The organism is Polaromonas sp. CF318, from assembly GCF_000282655.1.
Classification (GTDB): Bacteria; Pseudomonadota; Gammaproteobacteria; order Burkholderiales; family Burkholderiaceae_C; genus Polaromonas.
In genome coordinates this window covers 1-24,126 of record NZ_AKIV01000047.1, presented here as the reverse complement: position 1 = coordinate 24,126, position 24,126 = coordinate 1, and the positions used below count along the sequence as shown (strand labels likewise).

Sequence of the window (24,126 nt, the reverse complement as noted above, 5' to 3'; positions counted from 1 at the left end):
CACCAAAAGAAAGCACCCACCGCACCGATGTTGTTCAGCAAATTCGAGAAACTGCTGCACCCCTACCCCGAGGGTGAGCCCAGCCTGCCTCCCAAGGGTTTTATCGCCTTCATCTGGGCTTGCAGCCGCGGCGCGCGCGGCTACATCCTGGCGCTGGCCTTGCTGTCCGCCGCGATGTCGGCCTTCGAAGCCCTGATGTTCGCCATGCTGGGCCGCATCGTCGACTGGCTGGGCAAGGCCGAACCTGCGCAGCTGTGGACGGTCCACGGCGGCACGCTCACCGTGCTGGCCTGGATTGTCGTCGCCAGCATCCTGGTGGTGGCGTTGCAGACCATCGTCAAGCACCAGACCATCGCCATCAATTTCCCCATGCGCCTGCGCTGGAATTTTCACCGCCTGATGCTGGGCCAGAGCATGGCCTTCTACCAGGACGAGTTCGCCGGCCGCCTGACCACCAAGGTCATGCAGACCGCGCTGGCCGTGCGCGACACCCTGTTCGTGCTGGCCGACGTGCTGGTCGCCATGGCGGTCTATGTGGCCACCATGACGGTGCTGGCCGCCGCCTTCGACATGAAGCTGATCGCGCCCTTCCTGATCTGGCTGGGGCTTTACATCGCCGCGCTGTTTTTCTTTGTGCCGCGGCTGGGCCGCATCGGCAAGCAGCAGGCCGACGCCCGCTCGCTGATGACAGGCCGCATCACCGACGCCTACACCAACATTACCACCGTCAAGCTGTTCTCGCACACCCAGCGCGAGGCCGCCTTCGCCCGCTCGGCCATGCAGGAGTTCATGAAGACCGGCTACAGCCAGATGCGGCTGGTCAGCGCGTTCGAGATCGTCAACCATGCGCTCAGCATGGGCCTGATCCTGGGCATGGCCGGCACCTCGCTGTGGCTGTGGAGCCTGGGCCAGGTCGGCGCCGGCGCGGTGGCCGCCGCCACCGCCATGGCGCTGCGGCTGCAGGGCATGTCGCACTGGATCATGTGGGAGATGACCAGCCTGTTTGAAAGCGTGGGCACCGTGCAGGACGGCATCAACACCCTGTCGCGCCCGCGCGTGATCGAAGACAAACCCGATGCCGCCACGCTCGAAGTGCCGCGCGGCGAAGTGCGCTTCGACAACATCGGCTTCAGCTACGGCAAGGGCCTCAGGGTGATAGACGGCCTCACGCTGACCGTGAAGCCCGGCGAGAAGATAGGCCTGATAGGCCGCTCCGGCGCTGGCAAGTCCACGCTGGTCAACCTGCTGCTGCGCTTTCACGACCTGGACGCCGGCCGCATCCTGATCGACGGCCAGGACATTTCCACGGTCACGCAGGACAGCCTGCGCAGCCACATCGGCATGGTGACGCAGGACACCTCGCTGCTGCACCGCTCGGTGCGCGACAACATCACCTACAGCCGGCCCTCGGCCACCGAGGAGCAGATGCGCGTCGCGGCCCGCCGCGCCGAGGCCGACGGTTTTATCGAATACCTCAGCGACCCGCACGGCCGCAAGGGTTATGACGCGCACGTCGGCGAGCGCGGCGTGAAGCTGTCCGGCGGGCAGCGCCAGCGCATCGCGATCGCGCGTGTGATGCTCAAGGACGCGCCCATCCTGCTGCTGGACGAAGCCACCAGCGCGCTGGACTCCGAGGTTGAAGTCGCCATCCAGGGCAGCCTCAACACCCTGATGCAGGGCAAGACGGTGATTGCCATCGCGCACCGCCTGTCCACCATCGCCGCCATGGACCGCCTCATCGTGCTGGACCAGGGCCGCATCGTCGAGGAGGGCGACCACCGCACCTTGCTGGCTAACGGCGGCCTCTACGCGCGCCTCTGGGCCCACCAGAGCGGCGGCTTCCTGAGCGACAACCTCGAAGAAGAAGCCGAACTCGCCGCCTGAACCGCGGCACACCGGCATGTTCGGCCCGGGTATTTACCGCAATAAAAGTCCGTCTACGGACAATTGACCGCAGAAGCACCCATCGCCTCCCGTATGGTTCAAATTTGAACACTACAGCAGGGAGGTCGAGGTGCAGGACCCCGAACCAAAGCCGGTGCATACGCCGCGCGTCACGCTTCAAACATCAAAACCACGGCGCACGCCGAATGCCGCGGGCAGCCGGCGCTGGCTGGCCAGCCTGCTGCTGCTGGCCTCCTTCAGCGCGCCGGCCGCCGACCTGCTCGAGGTCTACCGTCAGGCACAGGCACGCGACCCCGTTTACCGCGGCGCCGTCTACACCCTGCAGGCGGCGCGCGAACGGGTTCCGCAGGCGCGCGCCGCGCTGCTGCCCGCGGTCAACCTGGTCGGCGCCGCCAGCCGGCAATCCGGGCAAGCCTCCTTCAATGAATTGCCTGCCGTGGCGCGCGACGTGCATACCCGCAGCTGGAACCTGCAATTAAGCCAAGCCCTGTGGCGCGCCACCGCATCGGCGGCTCTGGACCAGGCCGGGCAGCAGGAATTGCTGGCCGAGGCGCAGTTCCGGCAGGCCGAACAGGAACTGATCCTGCGCACCGCGCAGGCCTACCTCGACATACTGGTTGCCCAGGAGGCCGAGCGTGTGGCCCACCTGCAGACGGGCGCCATGGAGCAGCAACGCGCCCTGGCCCGCCGCACCTTCGAGGGCGGCACCGGCACCGTGACCGATGTGCATGAGGCCCAGTCGCGGCTGGACCTCTCGCGCGCCCAGGCGGTGGTGGCCGGCAACGAGCTGCAGAACAAGCTGGCCGAGCTGACGCGCATCCTGGGGATTTCCCATGCCCGCCTGGCGGGTTTGCGCACGGACGGCTCCCCGCCGCGAATGGAGCCGGCGGGCCTGCAGCCCTGGCTGGACAGCGCCCGCGAGCAATCCATCCAGGTGCGCATCGCCCAGGCGACGCTGGAGGTGGCCGATCGCGAGATCGCCAAAAGCCAGGCGGCGCATTCGCCCACGCTGGACCTGACGGCGGCCTACGGCAACAACTTCACCTCGGGCAGCATCACCTCCCCGAGCGATATTTCAGTGCGCTCGCGCTCCACGCAGGTCGGCATGAGCCTGACCATCCCGCTCTATGCTGGTGGCGGCGTGCAGGCGCGCGTGCGCGAAGCCGTGGCATTGAAAGGCAAGGCCGCGGAAGACCTGGAAGCGGCGCGCCGGCAGGCGGTGGCCCAGGCGCGCCAGGCTTTTGCGGGCGTCGTCAACGGGGCGGCGCAAACCCAGGCACTGGCCTCAGCCATCACCTCCAGCAAAAGTTCGCTGGACGCCAACAAGGTGGGCTACCTCGTCGGCACCCGCATCAACATGGACGTGCTCAACGCCGAGCAGCAGCTGTTCGCGGCCCAGCGCGACTGGCACAAGGCGCGCGCCGAGACCCTGCTTCAGGGCCTGCGCCTGAAGGCCGCGAACGCCACGCTGAGCGAAGCGGACCTGAACGCCATCAACGCGCTGCTGGAAGCTGGAAGCCCCTAGCAGCCTTTCCCCCATCAACATATGGGCAAATACTTCAATCTCCTCGCGGGCGATCCGGCGCCCTGGTTCCGGCAAAGATCCTTCGCGAATCCGCGCTATGCGATACATGCCGCAGCCGGGCGGTATATCGCGCTGTGTTTTTTCGCCAGCGCCGCCGAGCCCCTGGGCAGGGCGGCCATAGAAATGGCCCTGCAACGGCAGGACATCTTCAACGACGCGCATTGCTCTTTTTTCGGCGTCAGCCTGGATCCGGGCGATGAAAGCGAAAAACGCGTCGCCGACCGCTATCCCGGCTACCGCTTCCTCTGGGATTTTGATGCACAGGTGAGCGAGCTTTATGGCGTGGTGCCGCACGACGCCGACATGGCGCAAAAGCGGGCCGGTATCCGCCGCCTGTGTTTTGTCCTGGACCCGACCCTGAGGATACTGAAAGTGCTGCCCTTGGCTGATGCCGGCGATATGCAGGCGCTGCTGTCCTGCCTCGCCGGCCTGCCGCCGCCCTCGCGCTTCGCGGGCATGGAATTGCAGGCCCCCATCCTCATGCTGCCGAACGTTTTCCCGCCGGGCTTCTGCCGGGAACTCATCAGCCTTTACGAAACCCATGGGGGCAAGGAGTCCGGTTTTATGCGCGAGGAAAACGGCAAAACCGTCCTGGCCCACGACCACGGCCACAAGCGCCGCGAGGACTACGACATCACCGACCTTGCCGTCGTGAAGGCGGCGCGCGCCTGGATACAGCGCCGCATCGTTCCCGAGATCGCCAAGGTGCACCAATTCAAGGCCACGCGCATGGAGCGCTACATCATCGGCTGCTACCGCGCCGACCAGCAGGCGCATTTCAGCCCCCACCGCGACAACACCACCCGCGGGACGGCCCACAGGCGCTTTGCCGTGTCCATCAACCTCAACGATGATTTCGAGGGCGGCGAGGTCAGCTTCCCGGAATACGGCCCCAGGTCCTTCAAGCCCCCGCCGGGCGGCGCCGTGGTGTTTTCCTGCTCCCTGCTGCATGCCGTATCCACGGTGACACGCGGACGGCGTTATGCCTTCCTGCCTTTTCTCTACGACGACGAGGCCGCGAAGGTGCGCGAGGCCAACAATGCTTTCCTGGACAAAGGCCTTTCGGCGACTTACAAGGCCTAGGCCTTTTCAACCACCGGCCGCCCGGCCTGCACCGCGAACTTCGCCAGGGTCTGCACCCCGCTGTCGGCGCGCGTGACGTCGTCGACGACACGCAGCGTGGCCGTCAGCATCCCCGGCGTCAGTTCCACCACGCCGTAGCCCCTGCGCTCCGAGTCGGCAAACACGAAGTGCGGGTTCTCGGCCAGGACCTCGGGGGTTCTGGCCTTGTCCGTCGAACGCGAGCTGATGCTGGTGCCGCAGAACTCGGTGCCCAGCGCCGCGCTGGCCGGGTCTGCATAGTCGGCCTTGATGTGGCCGACCCAGTTTTCGTGCACATCGCCGCCCAGCAGCACCGGGTTCGCCACGGCATGCCTGCGCAGCGAATCGGTGAAACGCGTGCGTGCCGCCGCATAGCCGTCCCAGCCGTCGTTCCACAGCACCTGGCCCGGCCCGGGGCGAAAATCGCGCTGGCCGAAAAGCGACTGCTGGCCCACCAGGTTCCAGTCGCCCGCCTTGGCCGCGGCGCCGCCCCATTCGGCATCCAGCCAGCTTTCCTGCTGCGCGCCCAGCATGCTGCGCGCCGGGTCCTTCCAGGCGGGGCAATGGGCCGGGTTCAGCGTGCTGGAGCCGGCCCGTCCTTCGCGCGTGCAGGCCTGCGCGTCCTTGTACTGCCGCGCGTCCAGCATGTAGAGTGAGGCCAACCGGCCGTAGGGCAGGCGCTGGTAGATGCGCATCTCGGCGCCGGCAGCGAGGCCCGCCATGGCGCGAGTCAGCACCGAGGCACGCAGCGGCATGTGCTCGTAAAACGCCTGGTAGGCTGCGGCGCGCCGGGCGGAAAAATCAGCCACCGGCGGCCCGCTGTAGCCGGGCGACACACCCGCATAGTCGTTCTGCACTTCATGGTCGTCCCAGGTCACCAGCCAGGGGCAGGCCGCGTGCATGGCCCGCAGGTCGGCATCGCTTTTGTGCAGGGCATAGCGCGCACGGTAGTCGTCCAGCGTCTGCACCCAGCCGCCGGTGGGTTTGCGCACGGCCTGGCCGGCATTGGGGTATTCATAGATGTAGTCGCCCAGGAACATCACCAGGTCCAGGTCCTCGGCCCGCATGTGCCGGTAGGCGCTGTAATAGCCGTGCTCCCAGCGCTGGCAGGAGGCGTAGGCCAGCCGCAATCGCGCCACCGCGGCGCCGGGCGCGGGAAAGGTGCGCGTGCGGCCGATGGCGCTCAGGGCATCGCCCACGGCGAAGCGGTAGAAATACCAGCGGTCGGGCTCCAGGCCCTGCACCTCCACGTGCACCGAATGCGCCAGCCCGGCCACGGCCTGCGCCTGGCCCGTCTGCGCAATGCGGGTAAAGCCCTCGTCATGCGCGACTTCCCAGCGCACAGCCACCGGGCCGGATTGCAGGCGCAAGGCCTCATCGCCGTCCAGCACCAGCCGCGTCCAGAGAACGACCGAGTCGTGGGTGGGCGAGCCGCTGGCCACGCCCAGCGTGAAGGGGTCGCCGGCCAGCCGCGTCTGCGCGGCCGCCCTGCCCGGCAGGTACAAGCCGGCGCCCGCCGCCGCCAGCGACTGCAGCAGCCGGCGCCTCTGGATCACGAGCGGCGTGTTCATGCGCGCGGCCTTCAGTGCCTGGCCGGCAGGCGCACCGTGAAGGTGGTTCCGGAACCGGCGCTGCTGCGCACGTCTATGGTGCCGCCGTGGATGTCGACCGCGTTGCGCACGATCGCCAGGCCCAGGCCCGTGCCCTGGATGGTGCCCACGTTGCTGGCGCGGTGGAAAGACTCGAACAGGTGCGGCAGTTCGTCTTCGGGAATGCCTATGCCCTCGTCCTCGACTTCCAGTACCACCATGTCCTCCTCGGTCCGCACGCGGAACAGCACCAGGCCGCCCAGCGGCGAATACTTGACCGCGTTGGACAGCAGGTTGCTGAAGATGTGGCGCAGCAGCTTCTCGTCGTAAAGCCCTTGGCCCGTTCCGGCCGTGTAGTCCAGGCGCAGCTCGCACAGGCTGCCGGGCTGCTGCATGCGCGCCTCCTCGACCAGTTGCTGGCACAGCGCCTGCAGGTCCAGCGGATGCGGCTCGAACTCCAGCATCTGCGCATCGGCCTTGCCCAGCATCAGCACGCGGTCCAGCATGCGCGTCATGCGCTTGACGCCCGCGGCGATGCTGTCGAGGATTTCCAGCTTCTCGGATTCGGGCAGCCGGCTGCCGTAATGCCGCAGCAACTCCTCGGCCGACAGGATGCCCGACAGCGGCGTGCGGAACTCATGGCTGGTCATGGCCACGAAGCGGGTGCGCAGCTCGTTGAGCGCGCGCTGCTGCTCCAGCGCCTCGCGCGTGTCCTCTTCCGACTGCTTGCGTTCGGTGATGTCCAGGAAGGCCCAGATCACGCCCGATTCGGGCTCCCTGGCCTGCACGCAGCTGCCGGCCATCTGCACCCAGAAGAGCTGGCCGTCGCGGCGCTTCAACTGGCGCTCGCTGATGTAGCTGCCGGTGGCGATCAGCGCCTCGCGCGCTTCCTTGCCGAACTGCTCCCAGGTGGCCAGGTCGGGATGGATGTAGCTCGAGGGCTGGCCCATGAGCGCTTCGCGCGGGCTGCCCATCATCTGCGCGAATTTCTCGTTGACCCATTCGTGGCGGCGATTCACCGACAGCACGATGCCCACCAGCGCGCTGTTGAGGATGGCTTCGCGCTCCGACGAGGTGCGCACCAGCTGCGCCTCCAGCTCCTTGCGCCGCGTGATGTTGATGATGACCCAGACCGTGCCCTGGCCCAGGTCGCGCTCGCTCACCGCCTTGCCCGACAGCGACACCCAGATCAGCGTGCCGTCGTACTGTTTGACCTGGATCTCGGCCTCGTAGTTCTCGCCGCGGGCGACGCAGGCGGCCACCTCGCCGCCCACCCGCAGGTATTCCTCGCGCGACAGGTAAAAGGGTTCCATCGAGGTCAGCTGATCGCTGCCCACACCGAAGACCTCCAGCATGGCCTGGTTGGCCCAGCGAAAACGCCCGTCCGGCGTCAGGAAGGCGATCCCGACGATGGAGTTTTCCAGGATCATCTCGCGCTCCTTGAGCTGCGTGCGGAAATTTTCCTGCGAGGCGCTCAGGGCTTCGACCATGGCGTGCTCGGCCATGATGCGCGCCTGCGCCTGCTCCTTCTCGCGGCGCGTGACGTTGATGCGGTCGGCCAGCGCGAAAGACAGCACCACCATCTCCAGCGCCGAACCTATCAGCAGGGAGTTGGCCGTCAGCGCGTGGGACGGCAGCGCGCCGGTGTTGTGCAGCGCCAGGGTCACTACACCCACCAGCAGCAGGGCCCAGGCCGCCAGGAAGTATTTGGCGCCCGGGTGGCCGGAACGCACGCTCAGCACACCCACCACCACCAGGGTAATGACGCTGAAGACCGCCAGCACCGTCACCATCAAGGACGACACCACATAGGGCAGCGTCAGCGCCGCCAGCAAAGTCAGCAGCCAGCCCGCCACCAATGCCTGCATCAATCTGTCCAGGCGCGGCATCCTGAGCGCACTGGACAGAAAGCTGCGCGCGAACAGCACGCCGAAGATCGCCGTTGCCGCCATGCCCGTCGGCGGTGACACACTGTTCCACCAGAGCTGGCCCGGCCACAGGAACTGCGCGCCGAAACCGGTCAGCGCCGCCTGCGCGACGGCCATGCAGGCCACAAAGGCGACGTAGATCAGATAGGCCTGGTCGCGCACCGAGAAGAACAGCAGCAGGTTGTACAGCAGCAGGCCTATCAGCAGGCCGAAGTACAAGCTGATGGTGGCGTACTCCGCCTGGTCGTGCCGCCACAGCGCCGCCGGTTGCCACAGGTTCACCGGCGCCGACACCGTGCCACCCGAACTCACGCGCAGGTATAGCGTGCTGGCGGCGCCGGGTTTCAGGCGCAGCGGCATCACGTGGTTACGGTGCACCACGGCGCGCTCGGCGAAGGGCGACAGGTCGCCTCCCACCTGCCGGCTGAAGCCGCCCTTGCCGTCAGGCGCATACAGCTCCAGCCGGTCCAGCGGCGGGTAGGCCAGTTCCAGCATCCAGTCGGCCGGGGCGTCGCGCTCGGGACGCAGCGTCACGCGCAGCCAGATGGCCGAGCGGGTCAGGCCGAAATTGGTGGCCGGGCCGGTTTGCGGCACCGGCTGGAAGCGCGCCTGGGCCTCGGGTTTGAGCAGGTCAGCCAGCACCAGTTCGCCGCCGGCATCTTCCAGGTAGGAGAAAGAACGCGACAGCACATAGCGGCCTTCACGGCCTATGGCGACTTCAAGGCTGGTATCGGCAGGGGTGTCGGCCTGCGCCGCGGCGGCGGCGGGCGCTTGCGCCTTCGCTGTTGCCGTTACCGGCGTTTTCGGCTTCTGCGCGGCGGCCGGAAATACCAGGCTGGCCAGCAGCACGGCCAGCAGCAGCCACGCAGCCCGCAACCAGGCCCGCCTCATGCGCAAACGCCAGGGTCAGCGCGCCTGAGCACCCGCCCCGGCGCGGCCGCCGAAGCCGGCACCACACCGGTGGCGTGCCGCTGGCCGTTGCAGACTTCATGGCTGATGGCGAGGTTTTCCATATGGCTGTTGCCGCCCTCGCTCAAAGGCTGGATATGCTCCAGCGTCGCGGCCTGGGGCGTCACATGTTCGCCACAGACCCAGCAGGGCACCACGCCGTGCAACTGCCGCGCCACGGTCTTGTAGATCTTGTCCCGGGTATGGCCCAGCCTGCTCACGACGGTTTTTTCATCGCGACAGTGCCAAGATCGGGAGGCTCAAGGCGTGCCGGGGCAAACGCCTGCGGGGGCTCGCGCTCATAGACTCCCTGCCTATTCGAGCTTGGCCGGCCGCGCGTCCGCAGGCTCGATGAAAGAGTCTTCCCATTGGGCCGAAAAACGGTTCTTCTTGTCGATGCGAAGGCCGCCCGTGCCGTCCGGGTTGAAACCGATGTCGCGATTGGCGGCCGCCTGGGCGGCCTCCTGCTTGGTTTCCTTGTTGAGCTCCTTGAGCGCAGCGTCCTTGGCGGCCCTCTTGCGCTCGCGGGTGAAAGACTCCAGGTCGGCATGGAAGCTGCTGTCGCCGCCGCGCGTTTCCTGGTGCTCCTCCATCAATTCCTCGGGGATTTCGCCCAGGAAAGCCGCGCGCATGGCGCTCACGGTGGGCGGGCGGCCGGCCTTCACCGTGGTGTAGGCGATGCCGCAATCGGACAGCAGGGTCTCCTTGAGCTCCCGGCTGGCGCGGCTTACATCGCGCTTGCCGCGCAGGTCGACACAGCCCACCACCGTGCCGTCCAGCGTGCAGATGGTGAAGCTGGTGTAGACGCCGTTGAGCAATTCAAGCAGGCGCTCCTTCTTCTCCTTGTTTTTTTCCTTGTCCTTGTCTTTTTCAGTCGGAATGGTGAAGCGCAGCACCGGCAACTTCAGCATGACCGCATGCTCGGGGAAAGCGCTGCGCAGCCATTTCCAGACCTCGTATTCGTCGTCGGTCACGACCCCGCGCGCGGCCAGCGGCCATTTTTTGGGAATACGCAACCGTTCACTCGCCTGTTGCCGCAACCAGCGGGCGTACAGGAGGATGCCGGCCAGCGCGCCCACGGCCAAGCCCAACAATGCCATCAGCCATGAAATCAGGTTCAAGATGCGGTTCTCCTCATGATTGGGGGGCGCAGCAGCCTGAAGGCAGCCGCGGCTGGATGGCCCCGCTGGGCCCAGTGAGTCATATAAAGCCCGCCGTGTCAATTGAAGCCGCGGCGGCCCAAGCCGCTATTAAAGCAGGTTTTTCCCGGCTTTCCACCGTCTGGACGCATAACAGCGCTCTCCGGCCCAGCCGGCACGGGCACCGGCAGCTATCTGTTTCATAGCAAGCCGGCCCGTGGCCGGCACCGCCGCCGTGTCGCGCGCGCAGCACCCTTTGCCAGGCGGCGCCTGAATGGCTATGCTGGACTTTTTGCGGGAGCTGCCATGCCGATGAAAACCGCCCAGGACTTTGACCAGGAACTGCTGATTCTGTTTGACGCCTATGTGCACGGCAACCTGGACCGGCGCGGCTTCCTGGAGCGCGCCCAGAAATTCGCCACCGCCGGCATGACGGCGACGGCCCTGCTGGCCGCCCTGAGCCCGAACTTTGCCGCGGGACAGCAGGTCGCCAAGGACGACCGGCGCATCAAGACCGAAACCCTCAGCTACCCCTCTTCCGCCGGAACCGGCACCGTCAAGGGCTACCTCGCGAAACCAGCCAATGCCGGCGGCAAGCTGCCCGCCGTGCTGGTCATCCACGAGAACCGCGGCCTCAACCCTCATATAGAAGACATCACGCGCCGCCTGGCGCTGGACAACTTCATCGCCTTCGCGCCCGACGCCCTCACGCCGCTGGGCGGCTATCCCGGCGACGAGGACAAGGCACGCGAGCTGTTCGCCAAGCTCGACCAACGCAAGTGCGTGGAGGACTTCGTGGCCGCCGTCACCTACCTGAAAGGCCGTGACGATTGCAGCAGCAGGCTGGGCGTGGTCGGCTTCTGCTACGGCGGCGGCATGACGCATACCCTGACCACCCGCCTGCCCGAACTCAGCGCCGCCGTGCCTTTTTACGGCAACCAGCCCCCGGCGGAAGACGCCGCCAAGGTCAAAACCCCGCTGCTGATCCATTTCGCGGCGGTCGACGAGCGCATCAACGCCTCCTGGCCGACCTACGAAGCGGCCCTGAAGGCGGCCGGCGCCAGCTACACCGCCTACCAGTACCCCGGCACCCAGCACGGCTTCAACAACGACACCACGCCGCGCTACGACGCGGCCGCCGCCAAGCTGGCCTGGGAGCGCACCATAGCGTTTTTCAACCGGCAACTCAGGGCCTGACCGCAGGTGCCCGGCTTCGGGCCCTCCTTTGGGCGCTTTTTCCCCGCCGCCTATCCCCTCTTCGCGAAAACCCTGCCCACCGGCCGCCGGGCACGGCTTTTGCAGGCGTTACCATTGGCTACTTTCGCTTTTCGCCTCCCCACACGGGCCGACAAGCACTTTCCCCTTCCTTTTCTGGACACTGACTATGAATTTCCTGCATAAGATCGCCGCCACCGCCGGCCTGCTCATCCTCGCCTGCGGCACCGCCCAGGCACAGAACAAGGAGCTGGTCGTCGGCTCCAGCGCCACCTACCGACCCTTTGCCTATGAGAGCCCGACCAAAGAAATCGTCGGTTACGACGTGGACATGATCAAGGCCATCGCCCAGAAGGCCGGCCTGCAGATCAAGATCGTCAACACCCCCTGGACCGGCATCTTCGCGGCTCTGAACAACGGCGACGTGGACCTGGTCATCTCCGGCGTCACCATCAACGACAAGCGCAAGCAGTCCTACGACTTCACCACCCCCTACTTCGAAGCGCGCCAGCTGATCGCCGTGCACAGCAACAGCACCGCCAAGGGCCTGAAGGACCTGGCCGGCAAAAAAATCGGCGTGGTCACCGGCAGCACCGGCGACGACATGGCTTCCCGCGAATTCGGCAAGACCAACCCCGACATCCGCCGCTTTGAAAGCACCCCCGTGGTGATCTCCGAGCTGGCCAACAACGGCCTGGACGCCGCCATCGGCGACAACGGCGTGATCGCCTTCCGCACCCAGGAACACAAGCAGCTCAAGACCGTCAGCGACGCGAGCTTTCCCAAGGAATACTTCGGCATCGTCGTGAAGCAGGGCAACAAGGACTTGCTGGCCAAGCTTAACGCGGGCCTGGCCGCCGTCAAGGCCGACGGCAGCTACGCCGCCATCTACAAAAAATGGTTCCAGGCCGACGCACCCGCGTTGCCCGCGCAATAAACCGCTGAGACTTCCCCGCTATGGAGCAAGTCCTCTGGTTCGGCTGGTTCCGGGCCGACATCATCGCGGAATACGGCGTGCTGTTCTGGCGCGGCCTGCAGATGACCATCATGGTCACGCTGATCTGCATCGTGCAGGGCACGCTGCTGGGCCTGGCCATCGGCATGGCGCGCGTTGCGGAATCCCGCCATTCGCCCGCGCGCGCGATCTGCAAATACGCGCTGCGCTGGCCGGCCACCGTCTACGTCAGTTTTTTCCGCGGCACCCCGCTGTTCGTGCAGATCCTGCTGATCCACTTCGCCGTGCTGCCGCTGTTCATCAACCCGGCCGACGGCCTGGTCATCTCGGGTGAAGCCGCGCGCAACATCAAGCAGAACTACGGTGCCTTCCTCTCCGGCATCGTGGCCCTCACGCTCAATGCCGGCGCCTACATCTCCGAGATTTTCCGCGCCGGCATACAGTCCATCGACAAGGGACAGGTCGAAGCCTCGCGTTCGCTGGGCATGTCCTTCCCGCGCACCATGTACCACGTGGTGCTGCCGCAGGCCTTTCGCCGCATGCTGCCGCCCCTGGGCAACAACGCGATCTCGCTGCTGAAAGACTCGTCGCTGATCTCGGCGATTGGTCTCGCTGAACTCGCCTACGCCGCGCGCACCGTCGCCGGCGCCTACTCACGCTACTGGGAACCCTACCTCACCATCTCCGTCATGTACTGGGTGCTGACGCTGGGCCTGGCTTACCTTGTCAAGAAACTGGAGGCTCGTTATGGACGAGGTGATTCGCGTTAACCGGCTGACCAAGCAGTTTGGTCACACCCCGGTGCTGCGCGGCATCGACTGCGCCATCAAAGCCACCGAAGTCGTCTGCGTCATAGGACCGTCCGGCTCGGGCAAAAGCACTTTCTTGCGCTGCCTCAACGGCCTCGAAGAGGCCAGCGGCGGCGAAGTGCTGGTGCACGGCGTCTCGGTGCACGAGCCCAAGACCGACGTCGACGCCCTGCGCTCCGAAATCGGCATGGTGTTCCAGCGCTTTAACCTGTTCCCGCACAAGACCGTGCTGGAAAATATCACGCTGGCCCCCACCAAGGTGCGCAAACTCACGGCCCTGGAAGCGCGCAACCGCGCCAGCGAGCTGCTGGTCAAGGTCGGGCTGCTCGACAAGATCGACGCCTACCCCAACCAGCTCTCCGGAGGGCAGCAGCAGCGCGTGGCGATCGCCCGCGCGCTGGCCATGCAGCCGCGCATCATGCTGTTCGACGAGCCCACTTCCGCGCTGGACCCCGAAATGGTCGGCGAGGTGCTGGCCGTCATGCAAGCCCTGGCCGAAGAAGGCATGACCATGGTGGTCGTCACCCACGAAATGGGCTTTGCCCGCCAGGTGGCCGACCGCGTGATGTTCATCGACGAAGGCCTGGTGATCGAGGAAGGCTCGCCGGCCGAAATCTTCGACAACCCCAGGGAAGAGCGCACCCGGCGCTTTTTGAGCAAGGTCTTGTAAACCGGGCGGCTCGCGCGCCTCTTCAGACAAAACAGCCGGAAGACGCGCGATGCCCGCCACCCTCAGGGCCGTCCAGGTCGACATCACCAGGCTGCAGCTTGACGCCATCGTCAACGCCGCCAATTCCTCGCTGCTGGGCGGCGGCGGTGTCGACGGCGCGATACACCGCGCCGCCGGCCCCGAACTGGTCCATGAATGCCGGCTGCTGGGCGGCTGCAAAACCGGCGAGGCCAAGCTCACGAAAGGCTATCGCCTCCCCGCCAAATTCATCATCCACACGGTAGGCCCGGTATGGCGCGGCGGCGGCAATGGCGAGCCGGAATTGCTGGCCTCCTGCTACAGGCGTTCGATGGAAATCGCGGCCGCCAAGGACATAGCCTCGCTGGCCTTCCCCAGCATCAGCACCGGCATTTACAGCTATCCCCTTGAACTGGCCGCCGAGGTTGCAATCGCCAGCGTGCGCCAGGCCTTGCAACAGCCCTCCTCCATCAGCGAGGTGGTGTTCTGCTGCTTCTCGGCGCAAGACCTTGCGGTCTATGAACGACTGCTTGCGGATGCGGCGGCTTGAGCTTGCCGCAACGCGCAAATACCATGTTCTGGTCCAAAACCTGGCGAGGCAAACTCCTGGAAAGCAGCTTGCTGTTGCTCGAGATGGCGGTGGGCTTCGGGTTTGTCACCACGGCGGCTGTCGCCGCAGCCGTGGGGAAGTTCATCCTGGCCGGGATTTTGCTGGCCCTTGCGCTGGCAGTTCTGCTTCGTTTCTTCCGCCGGCGTGCACCTCGCAAGCCTCTCAATACCCCGGCACCTTGAGCACCCGCGCCAGGTAATCAAAAAACACGCAGTACAGCGCGATAGGCAGCGGCAGGCCCAGCAAGGTCCCCAATAAATAGTCGCGAAACTTCACGCCCGACATTGCCAGCGCATAGTTCAGTGCCGGTGCGGTCTGCAGCAAGGTGCGCAGCAACACAACCCCGGCCACGGGCCGCGCGTCGAGTTGCGCGAGCATCCGCTGCGCCCATTTCCCCCTGATCTGCCGCAAGGCATCGCCGCCCAGCAGGCGTATCAGCCAGAAGGTGAAAGCGCATGACACCACCGCCGCGAGATAGGTCGCCACGCCACCCCAGGCCTCGCCCAGCGCCAGCACCGCGGCCGCCAGGAATATCCAGCCCGGGATCTGGACCAGGTTCCCCAACGCGAACAGCACGATAAAAATCAGCAGCCCGCTGGCCTCGTTGTCCAGAAACTTCTGGTGCAAAAACGCCAGGCTGAAGTTGTCCCGCAGGCCCGAGAGCTGGAACACCGCCAGCAGCAGGCCCAGAAAGGCCAGCACGGCGACGAGGCGTTTGAAGCGGTGCATCTGGAAGGTCTTGTGGCATTTGCCGGAAGTTTCCAGTCGATTCTAGGCGCCCGCCATCCATGCGGCCGGGTTCTCCGAGCCGCAAAACCTGCGTACCAAAAAAGCAAGGATTGTCTTTCCACGGACCATTGCTTACAACTTCACAACAAATGTCGCTAATCTCAATTCAGCGTTTTTTTTCAGTTACGCATCCCCGTTTTCCTTCCATCCCGCCCGAGGAATTTTCATGAAAAAAATCATTGCCCTCAGCAGCCTGGGCCTCGCCGGCCTCGCGTCCCTTCCGGCCCAGGCTGAATCCACCTTTACCAGCCCCGCAACCACCGGCTCGACCGCGACGGCACGCCTGGATTTCAGCATCGTCATCCCGCAAGTCCTGTTTCTGCGCGTCGGCACCAGCGCCGGCAACACCTCCACCACAGCCACCATAGACACCCCCACCTTCACGGTGCCGGCAGCCAATCTGGGCGACGCCAGCGCCATTGCCGGAGTCGGCGGCGACCTGACCGCCGGCGCGGTGACAGTGCGGGTATACGGCAACGGCGGCAACATCAGCCTCAATTCAGCGACCACCGGCCCGCTGACCACCGGCACCGCCGGCGAGACCATTCCCTGGAGCCAGATCAGCGTCACGGGTGCGGCGCTGGCCGCCACCACCTCGGGTTTTACCAATGCAGCCATCACCCATCCGGCCTTCAATACCGGCGCCTCCGGCGGCAACGGCACGGCCTCCACCCTGACCGCCACCAACCGCCTGGTCCGTGTCGAGGGCAAGTGGACTTACAGCTACCTCAACACAGGCATTCCCGCCGCCGGCACCTATGGCGGCACGGTCGCCAAAAACGGCCGCGTGACCTACACCGCGACCCAGCTCTGAGTTTTCGCCACTTCTTCCAATGGCCTCCATTCACGAGGCCATTCTTTTGCCGGCTTGCTGACCGGCGTAAAGCGATGCGCATGCGAGCCTTACTTGCCTTTGCACATTCCCCTGGCAGCGCCAGCCAGTCCCTCTGGATTGGACTCATATATCTATGCAGCACGCTGCTGTGCACCGGCGCCCAGGCCTTTTCCGTCAGCATCACGCCCGGTACCCGCTCACTGTTTCTGCAAGTGGGCGCAGGAACCATGACCGGGGGCAATTTCAGTTCCGGCGGCACGCCCGGCAACAACGCCACCATCAACAATGTCAGCGTCACCGTTCCCGCGGCCAGCCTGGGGGCCGGCTCCCTTGCCATGAGCACCGACAGCACGGTGACGGCCAGCGCCTACGATGGCCGCGCGTTCTGCACGGTGCCCGCGCAGGTCTATACCCTCGGCCACGCCGCTGGTGCTGTAGTCCGCCGTGTCCGCACCTCCGGCGGCCCCGCCTTCCAGCCAGTCGTTGCCGGCTCCGGCATACAGCCAGTCGGCTCCCTCATCGCCATACAGGAAGTCATTGCCCGCGCCGGCTGACAGCGTGTCGTTGCCCGCGCGACCGAACAACCTGTTGTCGAGTTCATTGCCCTCCAGCCAATCGCCCGCCGCCGTCCCCACCAGGTTCTCGATGCCCCTCAAGGTGTCAGTTTTCGCGGGCTTGCCGGCCGTCTCATACTTGGACACCATGCCCGTGACCAAGGAGGCCTTGATGCCGCCGCCCAGGTAGATGTCGCTGTAGTCCGCCGTGTCCGTTCCGCCGGCATCCCCGCCTTCCAGCCAGTCGTTGCCGGCCCCGGCAAACAGGACGTCGGATCCCTCATCGCCATACAGGAAGTCATCGCCCGCGCCAGCCGACAGCGTGTCATTGTCCAGGCCGCCATACAGCTTGTCATTGTCGTCTCCACCCCTCAGCACATCGTTACCCTGATCGCCCCACAGCATGTCATTGCCCGCGCCGCCAGAGATGGCGTCATTCCCGCCCCGGCCGCTCAAACTGTTGGCATTGGCATCGCCCGTGATGGCGTCGTTCTTCTCGGTGCCCGTCAGGCTGTCGGCCAGCTCCGTGCCGATCAGGTTTTCGATCCCTGTCAAGGTGTCGGTGGCGGTCGACTGGGAGCTTGTCACCGTCGCCACATCAAACGACTTCACGGAGGGGTTGGACCTAGAACCGAAGTAGCCGAAGTAAGCCTCACCGCTTGACGAAGGAAACGGCTTGTCCGACACATAGATCCGCAGGTTGTTGCTCTCCTCGGGCTTGCCCGCGTTACCCCACAGCGAGATGGAATCAATGGAGTACTGGTCTTTAAGATCTATATCGATATAGAGGCGCTCGGCATCAAATTCGCGGCCTTGCGTCAAAATATCCACAAGCGACGTATCTGACTTTGCCGAGGCCAGTGGAACGCCGCTACCCACACGCCCATCGGTCAGGGCTTTGTCGGAATTCTCCCCGCGGTCCAGGGGATCTCCGAACATGCCGCTCCTGTAAATGTCGGCATCGACCCCGCTTGTTTTTTCATGGGCCACCTCCATTCCGTCGGAATAGACCTTCAATTCGGCTAGCGACACGGTGGCCGATTTGGCGGCCTTTGTCGTTGCGCTGTCTTGAATGTGGTAAATGCGGATATACCGGCCCACGGTATTGAGGACAACGTTTGTGCCGGGCAAGGTCTTGATCACCGTGCCCTTGCCAAGGTCAGCCGCAATTCCTGTGGAGCCCAGGTTGTCCAGCGACAGCGTGTTTCCGGCCGTTTGCACTTTTGCCACGTCAATCTGTTTCATCTGCCCCTTGGCGGCCAAGTCGGCAAAGTCGAAATACTTGGCAGGCAGAGACGTAGAAGGAGACAAACTGCTTGGCACCGTCATTTGGGAAAACGGCGTGTTCGATACATAGACCCGCAGGTTGTTGCTCTCCTCGGTCTTGCCCGCGTTCCCCCACAGCGCGATCGAGTCAATGACGTACCCGGCCCCAAGGTCCACGTCGAAATACATCATGCGGCCCCGCGGCGCATTACCGGCATCAACAGCCGGGCCCACGGTGGCCACCGGTGCGCCGTCGCCCTGCACGCCGTCGGTCAGGGCACTGAGACTCCTTATAGTCAGGTTATAGAAGCCCAGATCACCCGTCAGATCGGCGCCGGCCGTGACGACGGCCTTACCCTGAGCCACGTCACGCCCGCCGGAATAAACTTTCAGGTCCGCCAGCGACAGGATGTCCTGGTTCCTCGGTTTTGTGGAGTCCCGGGGCTCGGTCTCGATGTGGTAAATGCGGATGTATCTTGCAGCCCCGACATCAAGCTTCCCGACGCTGACGACCGTCTGGGCCGCGGCCTTTCCGCTCAGCTTCGTGAGGTTGTAGCTCGCCGTGTCGGTGTCGTCCCCGCCGTCGATCGTGTCATTGACCAATTCGATATCTTGGTAAACCAAGTCGTTGCCCGCGTTGCCGCAGACAAGGTCACAGCCCGTTCCGCCCACCAAGCTCTCGTCGCTGTTGCCGCCTGTGATGATGTCATTACCGCCACTTCCGTCGATCAAGGCGCCGGGATTCATTTGCCTCTTATGGATAGTGCCCAAGGTGGGGGTGGGGGTGGGGGTGGGGGTGGCATCGCTCTCATCGATAACGTCATTGCCGTCCGAGCCAATGATTCGTTCCACATTGACCAGGGTATCCGTCTTGGTGTCCGTGTCGATCTTGGTCAGCTCGAATTCCCGGCTCTCTACGTTCTCGACTCTCTTGCCAGTCGGCGCATAGCTATATTGGCCGGTCACTTCATGGTAGGTATCGACGTTAGCCATCACCTTTGTCACGACACGGTTTCCGTCTTGCCGCTTACTCGTGATAGCGGCAATACCTCCATCGTTTGCCAAATGCTGGTAGTCAACGACATCGAAGCCGTCCCCTCCGTCAAATCGCATCGCCGAAGCATTGGCGATCACTTTGTCATCGCCGCCCCCGCCATTGACGGTTATCGGCAATTCCAGCTTATCCGTCATGTTCTTGTTTATGACCTTGGTCACCACGTTCGTCAAATCCATGGTGCTTGACGCATTGCCGTCATTGATGGTCCAACCCTTGCCGATGGTATAGGCCGTGCCGTTCGCGTCGGTAAGCGTCAGGGAGGTCGAGGAGGTCTTTCCGCCCACATGCCCCTTTTTACGCGTTTCTTTGCCCGGCGCCAGCAAAGGGTTGAGGAAGGTCAGCAGTTGCGTGCTGCCAAGCTTGGCCGTGCCATCGTTATCCAGGTTCAGCTCGCCCGTTTCCGCATCGATTCTTAAAGACGCGGTGGGCCTCGAAATACCGTTGCTAAACCGCTCGATATAGGCCTTTGCGGTCACCAGGTCCGTGGTGTTGCGGATCAATGCCGCCAATTCCATGGCTTGCGGCGACATCGTCTGTGTGTCCACCCACACCACACTCCCGTAGTTGCCCTGTAATTTCGCCAGATAGTCGGTCAGCATCGCTGAGTCGGAAAGCGACTTGTTCTGCGCGTTCAGGCTGTTCTCGAAATAAGCTTGGGGACCTTTTCGCGAAGAGTCCTTGGGGTCAACGTACGCGTAGATTTTCTGGACAGCCTTTTCCGCCATTTTTTCGATGAAAGCATACTCCGCGGCCCTGAATACCGCGGAGATCCCCGTCACCACGAGTCCCAGGGGAATGGCAATCGGAGCGCCGACACCGCTGACCACGCAGGCAGCCACGGCCAGTGAACTAACGATGTCAAGGATCGCGCTTGTCGCGAAGATGCCGGCTTGCACGCCATTTTTTTCACGGTAAAAATCCGCGAGCAGACCGTGGCCGGCGTAGCCGCCGGATGCCAATTTGTCGAGATCAGTGGCGTACTCGCTTTGTTTGGCCAGGGCGTAAATCTCCAGCGGGCTTAACGCCAACATCGCGCCGGCCGTAAAAGTCAGCCCCATGGGCCCCATCAAAGACCTGTGGCGCACGAGACGTGTAGCGCCGCTGAAAGAAGCAGCATCCGGCACCAAGGGATACGCGATCCCCCTGCCCACCACTTGCGCCAGCCAGGCATTCCCTCCTATCTGGAGACCGGCCGACGCAAACTGGATAACAGACTCGGCCGCAACAACCCCTTTTTGTTCGCTGGTGAGCTTGTCACTGCCCCAGTAGGGCGCCAGCACAAACAAGCCCGCCGCCCCGTTGGCAAGCCCGCCTCCATAGGTGCCCAGCAGGCCAAAGATTTTGCTTGTTTTTGGCCTGAATCTGGTACCACGGGCCTCACCGGTGGCTTTAGGGCCACCCACCGCATGGGGGCCTATGAAATCGTGAGGATATTTGTTGACCAATACCTTGCCAAAACTGTCCAGCGCCTTGAAGCCGTTGGCGCCGATATTGGCCAGCGCACCTGTCAACCCAATAACCGCCGACGCCACCTCCGCGCCACTCCTTTGGCCGTCTTTTTTCGCGGCAGCGTTCCTGATCTGCCAGATCGACACCCCCACCGCAAGAACCGCATTGAACGTAAAAGTAGCGCTGCCGACGGTACCGCCCCAATTGCGGTAATTTTTGACGGCGTTACGCTTTGGCGCCTCAACGGGATCCAGTTTAGTGTATGAACCTGCGACTGAGGGCGCGGCCCTTGACCCTACGGGCGGAGCCTCGGGCGCGCTCCCGCCCCCGGGTGGGGCTATGGGCGGGGCCGTGCCGGGCGGCGGGCTAGACACAGTGCTTGCAGCGCTCCCACTGATTATTTGTACGGGCCGCGGCGCGCCTCCGACCACGGTCCCGTTGACATCGGGTTGAGAGAACCCGTAGTCCACCGTCATTTGGTTACTTAATAACGCGCAATACCGCCCAGTAACCGGATCCCGGTAGGTTTGACCCGGACGGCCGTAGTTGACCATCGCGCCACGCGCATCAGGCCCAATAATTTCTCCATCATTATTGAACTGGGCAGGAGGTAGGAGCCCGCCAGCGTAAAGTGGAACATTCGGTACAAATTGCCGGAAAACTTGAACCCGCCCAAATACGGAATCAGAAGGCCCAGATGAAGCAGGTGAAGAGGGAGCTAGAACAGGGCCTGGATCGAAATGAGCCAAACCACCTGCAGGGACGTAAGGCACCCGCCCAAACCGCCGCGGCGACCACCGCACGTCATTGGCAATCGCAAGCATCGTCTCGTCCACGGCATTGATGATGGAACGAACCAACATAAGGCCCGCGAGCGCCCGGTCACCGGCATCTTCCAAACCGAATTGGGTCCGGTTGATGCTATAGCCCACGCCTTTTATCGCCGCCGACGCCCAGTAATATTGAGACATCTGGTTCGTCTGTGCCTCATACAGATACTCCAGCTGATCTTTGTGCGCGGCCATATCCACGGACTTGGACGTGTAGAGTTTCTCCAGTCCGGGCGTGGCGTAAGCCGCGGTGTAATACCGGTACACCAGATTCAGCATCCTGTCGGTGTTGTTGTAGGCCGAATAGGGGTTGACTGGCTCCAGCAGCCTTTTGTACAAAGCCATTTGGGAGGTTTGCTTGACTAGGGCGAGTGCGTCGTTGAGTGTGGCCATGGCTATTTGTCTCCTTTAATCAAATGAAACGGACTGCGGCCTGTGCTACAGCGCCGTCTTGACCTCTGCATCGGCATGTCCGTTTTTTTTCTTCATGCGCACCTGATGGGTTTTCTGCGCGTCAATGCTTGCCAGAAAATCGCGGTAGTAGCCGGACAGCAGTTCGCGCGCGGCCTGCCTGTCGGTATCACGGCCCCGGAACTCCATGACCCGCCCCGTGCGGCTGCCGCGCTTGACGCGTATCGCACGCGCGACCGAGGTCGGGAATTTGTCGGCCAGGCGGTTTTTCAGTTCCAGCGAATCGGCCTTGCCGAAGGGCGCGACCCAGTCGACAAACCACAGGTGGTCGCCGCAATTCCAGTCGGGCAGCGCGATGTGGGAGGCATCCAGCATGTAGGCCGCCTCGGCCCGGCTGTCCAGGTGGGCCCAGCTGCAGTAGGCGACGGGCATGCCCTCGCGCTCGAGCAGCAGGTACTGGCCCAGCTCAATCGGCGGCAGCGCGAAGCGGCTCAGCAAATCGACCTCCCAATAGTGGTGCAGCGGTGAGTTCATCCACAGCCAGGCCAGCTTGCCCAGGATGGTGAATTTGTCGGCCAGAGCGGGGGAGTTGGGGCTGGAGGGCGTCGTCATGGCAGGTCTCCTTCACGAAGGTGTGCGGGTGGGGGCGGAGATGGAAGCAAAGGCGCTATGGCGGCCGTGGCGGCCAGGCTTCAGGGTGAAGGGCCTGCGGGCCTTCACCGGTGAGAGGGGGGGGAAGCTGCGGCCCCACCGAAAGACTGGTATCAAAGTACTCATGCCCGTCCCCTCTTGGTCTTGCGGATGAGCATCTCAACCTTAAGTGCTACACATTCGAGATTGAGATACCTTTTCCATTAATAAAACCCGATAGGTTTTATTTGTCAGTAGCTGTTAAGTGCTACATACATGCGGCCGAGGATAGGCAGGCGAGGAAAAATCAGGGAGCCGCTTTGTCTTTTGCTGGACAAAGAGGTAACGATTTTTTGTGAATTTTTCACAAAACTGACTTGTTGGGATTGCGCCTGGATGGCGCTAAAAAAAGGCGCGCTAGGGCGCAGCCCGCAGGGGGCCGGGGCTCATTGTTTCCAGGGGTAAATCAGGGTGGATAACTGTATGTACATACAGTACGATGGCGGCTCTTGCAGAACAACAAAACCGCCCCGCACCAGGGCCCCAAGGACAGACATGCAGCTCTCCCCTCCCCCTTATCAGCCCCGGGCCGCCACACCGCCGGCCCGCCCGCCAACAACAGGCCGCGCGCCCGCGGCGCCCTGGCCTTTTTATGTGCAGGCGCCTCGGCCTTGCGGCGATGTGACGGTGAATGCGCGGCGTGTGCTGGAGACTTCGGCGCGTTATTTTTTTTGCGCCGATGACGCGTGAGGGTCCAGCGGCGAATCCATCTTCCGCCGCTTCATGCACAGGCCGCGCCTCCACCAGCGGGGGAGGGAATTGAATCGGGAGAGGGAGTTATTTCAGAAAGCGACGGACGCCTGCATCCACAAGGTAGGCCGCTTGGCCGCCGATGCAGGGATGGACGTCGGCAGCCCGCCGTCGGTGCGCCAGGCCAGCGATGAGCGCAGTTGCACCGGGCCCAAGGCGGCGTTCACGCCCACACCCACACCGGCCAGGTTGCGGCTGTTCGAGGCCGGCGCGCCGAAGGGATTGCGGTTGATGGTGACCTTGCCCACGTCGTAGAAGAGCGTGGCCTGCACATTGGGCATCACGTTGTGGCGCAGCTCCACGGTGGCGCGGTAGCCTTCGTCGCCGCTGGCCTCGCCCTGCGGATAGGCGCGCACGCCGTTGATGCCGCCCAGCGAGAATTTTTCGGACGAATCCAGGTTCTTGCTGGCGGTCTGGCCGGCCACCGAGAGCGCCAGGAAAGTGCTGTCGGTAAAACGCTGCAGGCGATTCGCGCCGTAGCTGAAGCGCGTGTAGCTTCCGTTGGACTGGGCCGAGGCCGCGTCTATGGCCAGGGCCGTGGGCGAGTTGATGCTCAGATTGCCGAAGGCGATGCCGAGGTCCAGGCTGGTGATGCCGCCGCCGCCCAGCGCGTCCTGCAGGCTGCCCGACAGGCCCAGGCTGGTGACGCTGACTTTTTTGGGCGTGAAGGTGACGGTGCCGTCCACGTAGTCCTTGAGGCTCTTGTCTTCGTACGAGGCCGTGCCGCTGAGGTTCTTGAACTGGCTGCGGATAAAGGGATAGCTCGCGAACACGCTGCTGCTGGTGGCCGTGCCGTGGGCCTGCAGGGCTTCAAACTCCTTGCCGAGTTTGTAGTGGATGTCGGAATAGGCCGCGCCCACCTTGAGGCCGTCGCTGCCCACGGGCAGTTGGTAGGCCAGGCGCGCAAAACTCAGGCCTGAGCCGGCGGTCAGCACGCTGGCCGTGAGCTGGTCGCCAATCCTGAGCGGGCTCACGAGGTTGAAGGTGCCGGCCAGGCGGTATTCGCCGGTGTAGCGGCTGGGG

General features: G+C 64.0%; 18 protein-coding genes. 10 read left to right on the top strand and 8 right to left on the bottom strand.

The window, feature by feature from the left end; translation table 11 throughout:
• Positions 1-27: 27 nt before the first annotated feature.
• The 3 genes from PMI15_RS07855 (at position 28) to PMI15_RS07845 (ending at position 4,573) form a co-directional block, all read left to right on the top strand.
• A complete protein-coding gene (locus PMI15_RS07855; protein ID WP_007866307.1) occupies positions 28-1,884 on the top strand; it encodes an ABC transporter ATP-binding protein in 1,857 nt (618 codons plus the stop codon).
• A 130-nt stretch (positions 1,885-2,014) separates the two neighbouring features.
• Complete coding sequence (locus PMI15_RS07850; protein ID WP_007866305.1) at positions 2,015-3,430, top strand: TolC family outer membrane protein; 1,416 nt, start codon at positions 2,015-2,017, stop codon at positions 3,428-3,430.
• Between the two features lie 21 nt (positions 3,431-3,451).
• Entirely contained in the window at positions 3,452-4,573 is a 1,122-nt protein-coding gene (locus tag PMI15_RS07845) for a 2OG-Fe(II) oxygenase (protein ID WP_007866303.1), read from the top strand.
• On the opposite strand, the gene PMI15_RS07840 is transcribed toward PMI15_RS07845, so the two are convergent.
• The 4 genes from PMI15_RS07840 to PMI15_RS07820 form a co-directional block, all read right to left on the bottom strand.
• Entirely contained in the window at positions 4,570-6,162 is a 1,593-nt protein-coding gene (locus tag PMI15_RS07840; protein WP_007866301.1) for an alkaline phosphatase, read from the bottom strand. The genes PMI15_RS07845 and PMI15_RS07840 overlap by 4 nt on opposite strands.
• An 11-nt stretch (positions 6,163-6,173) precedes the next feature.
• Complete coding sequence (locus tag PMI15_RS23980) at positions 6,174-8,999, bottom strand: 7TM diverse intracellular signaling domain-containing protein (protein ID WP_007866299.1); 2,826 nt, start codon at positions 8,997-8,999, stop codon at positions 6,174-6,176.
• Positions 8,996-9,277, bottom strand: a complete 282-nt coding sequence (locus PMI15_RS07825) for an HNH endonuclease (RefSeq protein WP_007866298.1) — start codon at positions 9,275-9,277, stop codon at positions 8,996-8,998. The genes PMI15_RS23980 and PMI15_RS07825 overlap by 4 nt, the downstream gene beginning before the upstream one ends.
• A 93-nt stretch (positions 9,278-9,370) precedes the next feature.
• A complete protein-coding gene (locus PMI15_RS07820; protein ID WP_007866296.1) occupies positions 9,371-10,177 on the bottom strand; it encodes a DUF2726 domain-containing protein in 807 nt (268 codons plus the stop codon).
• Positions 10,178-10,501: 324 nt separating this feature from the next.
• On the opposite strand from PMI15_RS07820, the gene PMI15_RS07815 reads away from it, so the two are divergent.
• The 6 genes from PMI15_RS07815 (at position 10,502) to PMI15_RS07790 (ending at position 14,654) form a co-directional block, all read left to right on the top strand.
• Positions 10,502-11,392, top strand: coding sequence for a dienelactone hydrolase family protein (locus tag PMI15_RS07815; protein WP_007866292.1), 891 nt, complete (start codon positions 10,502-10,504; stop codon positions 11,390-11,392).
• Between the two features lie 187 nt (positions 11,393-11,579).
• Positions 11,580-12,347 carry a basic amino acid ABC transporter substrate-binding protein gene (locus PMI15_RS07810; protein WP_007866291.1) on the top strand — a complete coding sequence of 256 codons (768 nt, stop codon included), beginning with the start codon at positions 11,580-11,582 and terminating at the stop codon, positions 12,345-12,347.
• Positions 12,348-12,367: 20 nt separating this feature from the next.
• Positions 12,368-13,135 carry an amino acid ABC transporter permease gene (locus tag PMI15_RS07805; RefSeq protein WP_007866290.1) on the top strand — a complete coding sequence of 256 codons (768 nt, stop codon included), beginning with the start codon at positions 12,368-12,370 and terminating at the stop codon, positions 13,133-13,135.
• Positions 13,122-13,844, top strand: a complete 723-nt coding sequence (locus PMI15_RS07800; protein WP_036838022.1) for an amino acid ABC transporter ATP-binding protein — start codon at positions 13,122-13,124, stop codon at positions 13,842-13,844. Before PMI15_RS07805 ends, PMI15_RS07800 begins: the two co-directional genes overlap by 14 nt.
• Before the next feature lie 49 nt (positions 13,845-13,893).
• Positions 13,894-14,412: an O-acetyl-ADP-ribose deacetylase gene (locus tag PMI15_RS07795; protein WP_007866288.1), complete on the top strand. Its 519-nt coding sequence runs from the start codon at positions 13,894-13,896 to the stop codon at positions 14,410-14,412.
• A gap of 23 nt (positions 14,413-14,435) precedes the next feature.
• Positions 14,436-14,654, top strand: coding sequence for a hypothetical protein (locus tag PMI15_RS07790; protein ID WP_036837996.1), 219 nt, complete (start codon positions 14,436-14,438; stop codon positions 14,652-14,654).
• On the opposite strand, the gene PMI15_RS07785 is transcribed toward PMI15_RS07790, so the two are convergent.
• Positions 14,635-15,201: a VTT domain-containing protein gene (locus tag PMI15_RS07785; RefSeq protein WP_007866287.1), complete on the bottom strand. Its 567-nt coding sequence runs from the start codon at positions 15,199-15,201 to the stop codon at positions 14,635-14,637. The two genes, PMI15_RS07790 and PMI15_RS07785, sit on opposite strands and share 20 nt — an antisense overlap.
• A 226-nt stretch (positions 15,202-15,427) precedes the next feature.
• On the opposite strand from PMI15_RS07785, the gene PMI15_RS25420 reads away from it, so the two are divergent.
• A complete protein-coding gene (locus PMI15_RS25420; protein ID WP_007866285.1) occupies positions 15,428-16,075 on the top strand; it encodes a hypothetical protein in 648 nt (215 codons plus the stop codon).
• 218 nt (positions 16,076-16,293) lie between these two features.
• Here PMI15_RS25420 and PMI15_RS07775 read toward each other — a convergent pair whose 3' ends face one another.
• The 3 genes from PMI15_RS07775 to PMI15_RS07765 all read right to left on the bottom strand — a co-directional run.
• Positions 16,294-21,645: a calcium-binding protein gene (locus PMI15_RS07775; protein WP_007866283.1), complete on the bottom strand. Its 5,352-nt coding sequence runs from the start codon at positions 21,643-21,645 to the stop codon at positions 16,294-16,296.
• 45 nt (positions 21,646-21,690) lie between these two features.
• Positions 21,691-22,275, bottom strand: coding sequence for a toxin-activating lysine-acyltransferase (locus tag PMI15_RS07770; RefSeq protein ID WP_007866281.1), 585 nt, complete (start codon positions 22,273-22,275; stop codon positions 21,691-21,693).
• 860 nt (positions 22,276-23,135) lie between these two features.
• The coding region (locus PMI15_RS07765) for a ShlB/FhaC/HecB family hemolysin secretion/activation protein (protein WP_007866279.1) at positions 23,136-24,126 on the bottom strand (991 nt) is incomplete at its 5' end.

Bases quoted from the DNA above. Each gene is read 5' to 3' on its own strand.
- PMI15_RS07840 (WP_007866301.1), bottom strand. From the start codon at position 6,162: ATGAACACGCCGCTCGTGATCCAGAGGCGCCGGCTGCTGCAGTCGCTG.
- PMI15_RS25420 (WP_007866285.1), top strand. From the start codon at position 15,428: ATGAAAAAAATCATTGCCCTCAGCAGCCTGGGCCTCGCCGGCCTCGCG.
- PMI15_RS07785 (WP_007866287.1), bottom strand. From the start codon at position 15,201: ATGCACCGCTTCAAACGCCTCGTCGCCGTGCTGGCCTTTCTGGGCCTG.
- PMI15_RS07805 (WP_007866290.1), top strand. From the start codon at position 12,368: ATGGAGCAAGTCCTCTGGTTCGGCTGGTTCCGGGCCGACATCATCGCG.
- PMI15_RS07815 (WP_007866292.1), top strand. From the start codon at position 10,502: ATGCCGATGAAAACCGCCCAGGACTTTGACCAGGAACTGCTGATTCTG.
- PMI15_RS07775 (WP_007866283.1), bottom strand. From the start codon at position 21,645: ATGGCCACACTCAACGACGCACTCGCCCTAGTCAAGCAAACCTCCCAA.
- PMI15_RS23980 (WP_007866299.1), bottom strand. From the start codon at position 8,999: ATGAGGCGGGCCTGGTTGCGGGCTGCGTGGCTGCTGCTGGCCGTGCTG.
- PMI15_RS07790 (WP_036837996.1), top strand. From the start codon at position 14,436: ATGTTCTGGTCCAAAACCTGGCGAGGCAAACTCCTGGAAAGCAGCTTG.
- PMI15_RS07810 (WP_007866291.1), top strand. From the start codon at position 11,580: ATGAATTTCCTGCATAAGATCGCCGCCACCGCCGGCCTGCTCATCCTC.
- PMI15_RS07770 (WP_007866281.1), bottom strand. From the start codon at position 22,275: ATGACGACGCCCTCCAGCCCCAACTCCCCCGCTCTGGCCGACAAATTC.
- PMI15_RS07855 (WP_007866307.1), top strand. From the start codon at position 28: ATGTTGTTCAGCAAATTCGAGAAACTGCTGCACCCCTACCCCGAGGGT.
- PMI15_RS07795 (WP_007866288.1), top strand. From the start codon at position 13,894: ATGCCCGCCACCCTCAGGGCCGTCCAGGTCGACATCACCAGGCTGCAG.
- PMI15_RS07845 (WP_007866303.1), top strand. From the start codon at position 3,452: ATGGGCAAATACTTCAATCTCCTCGCGGGCGATCCGGCGCCCTGGTTC.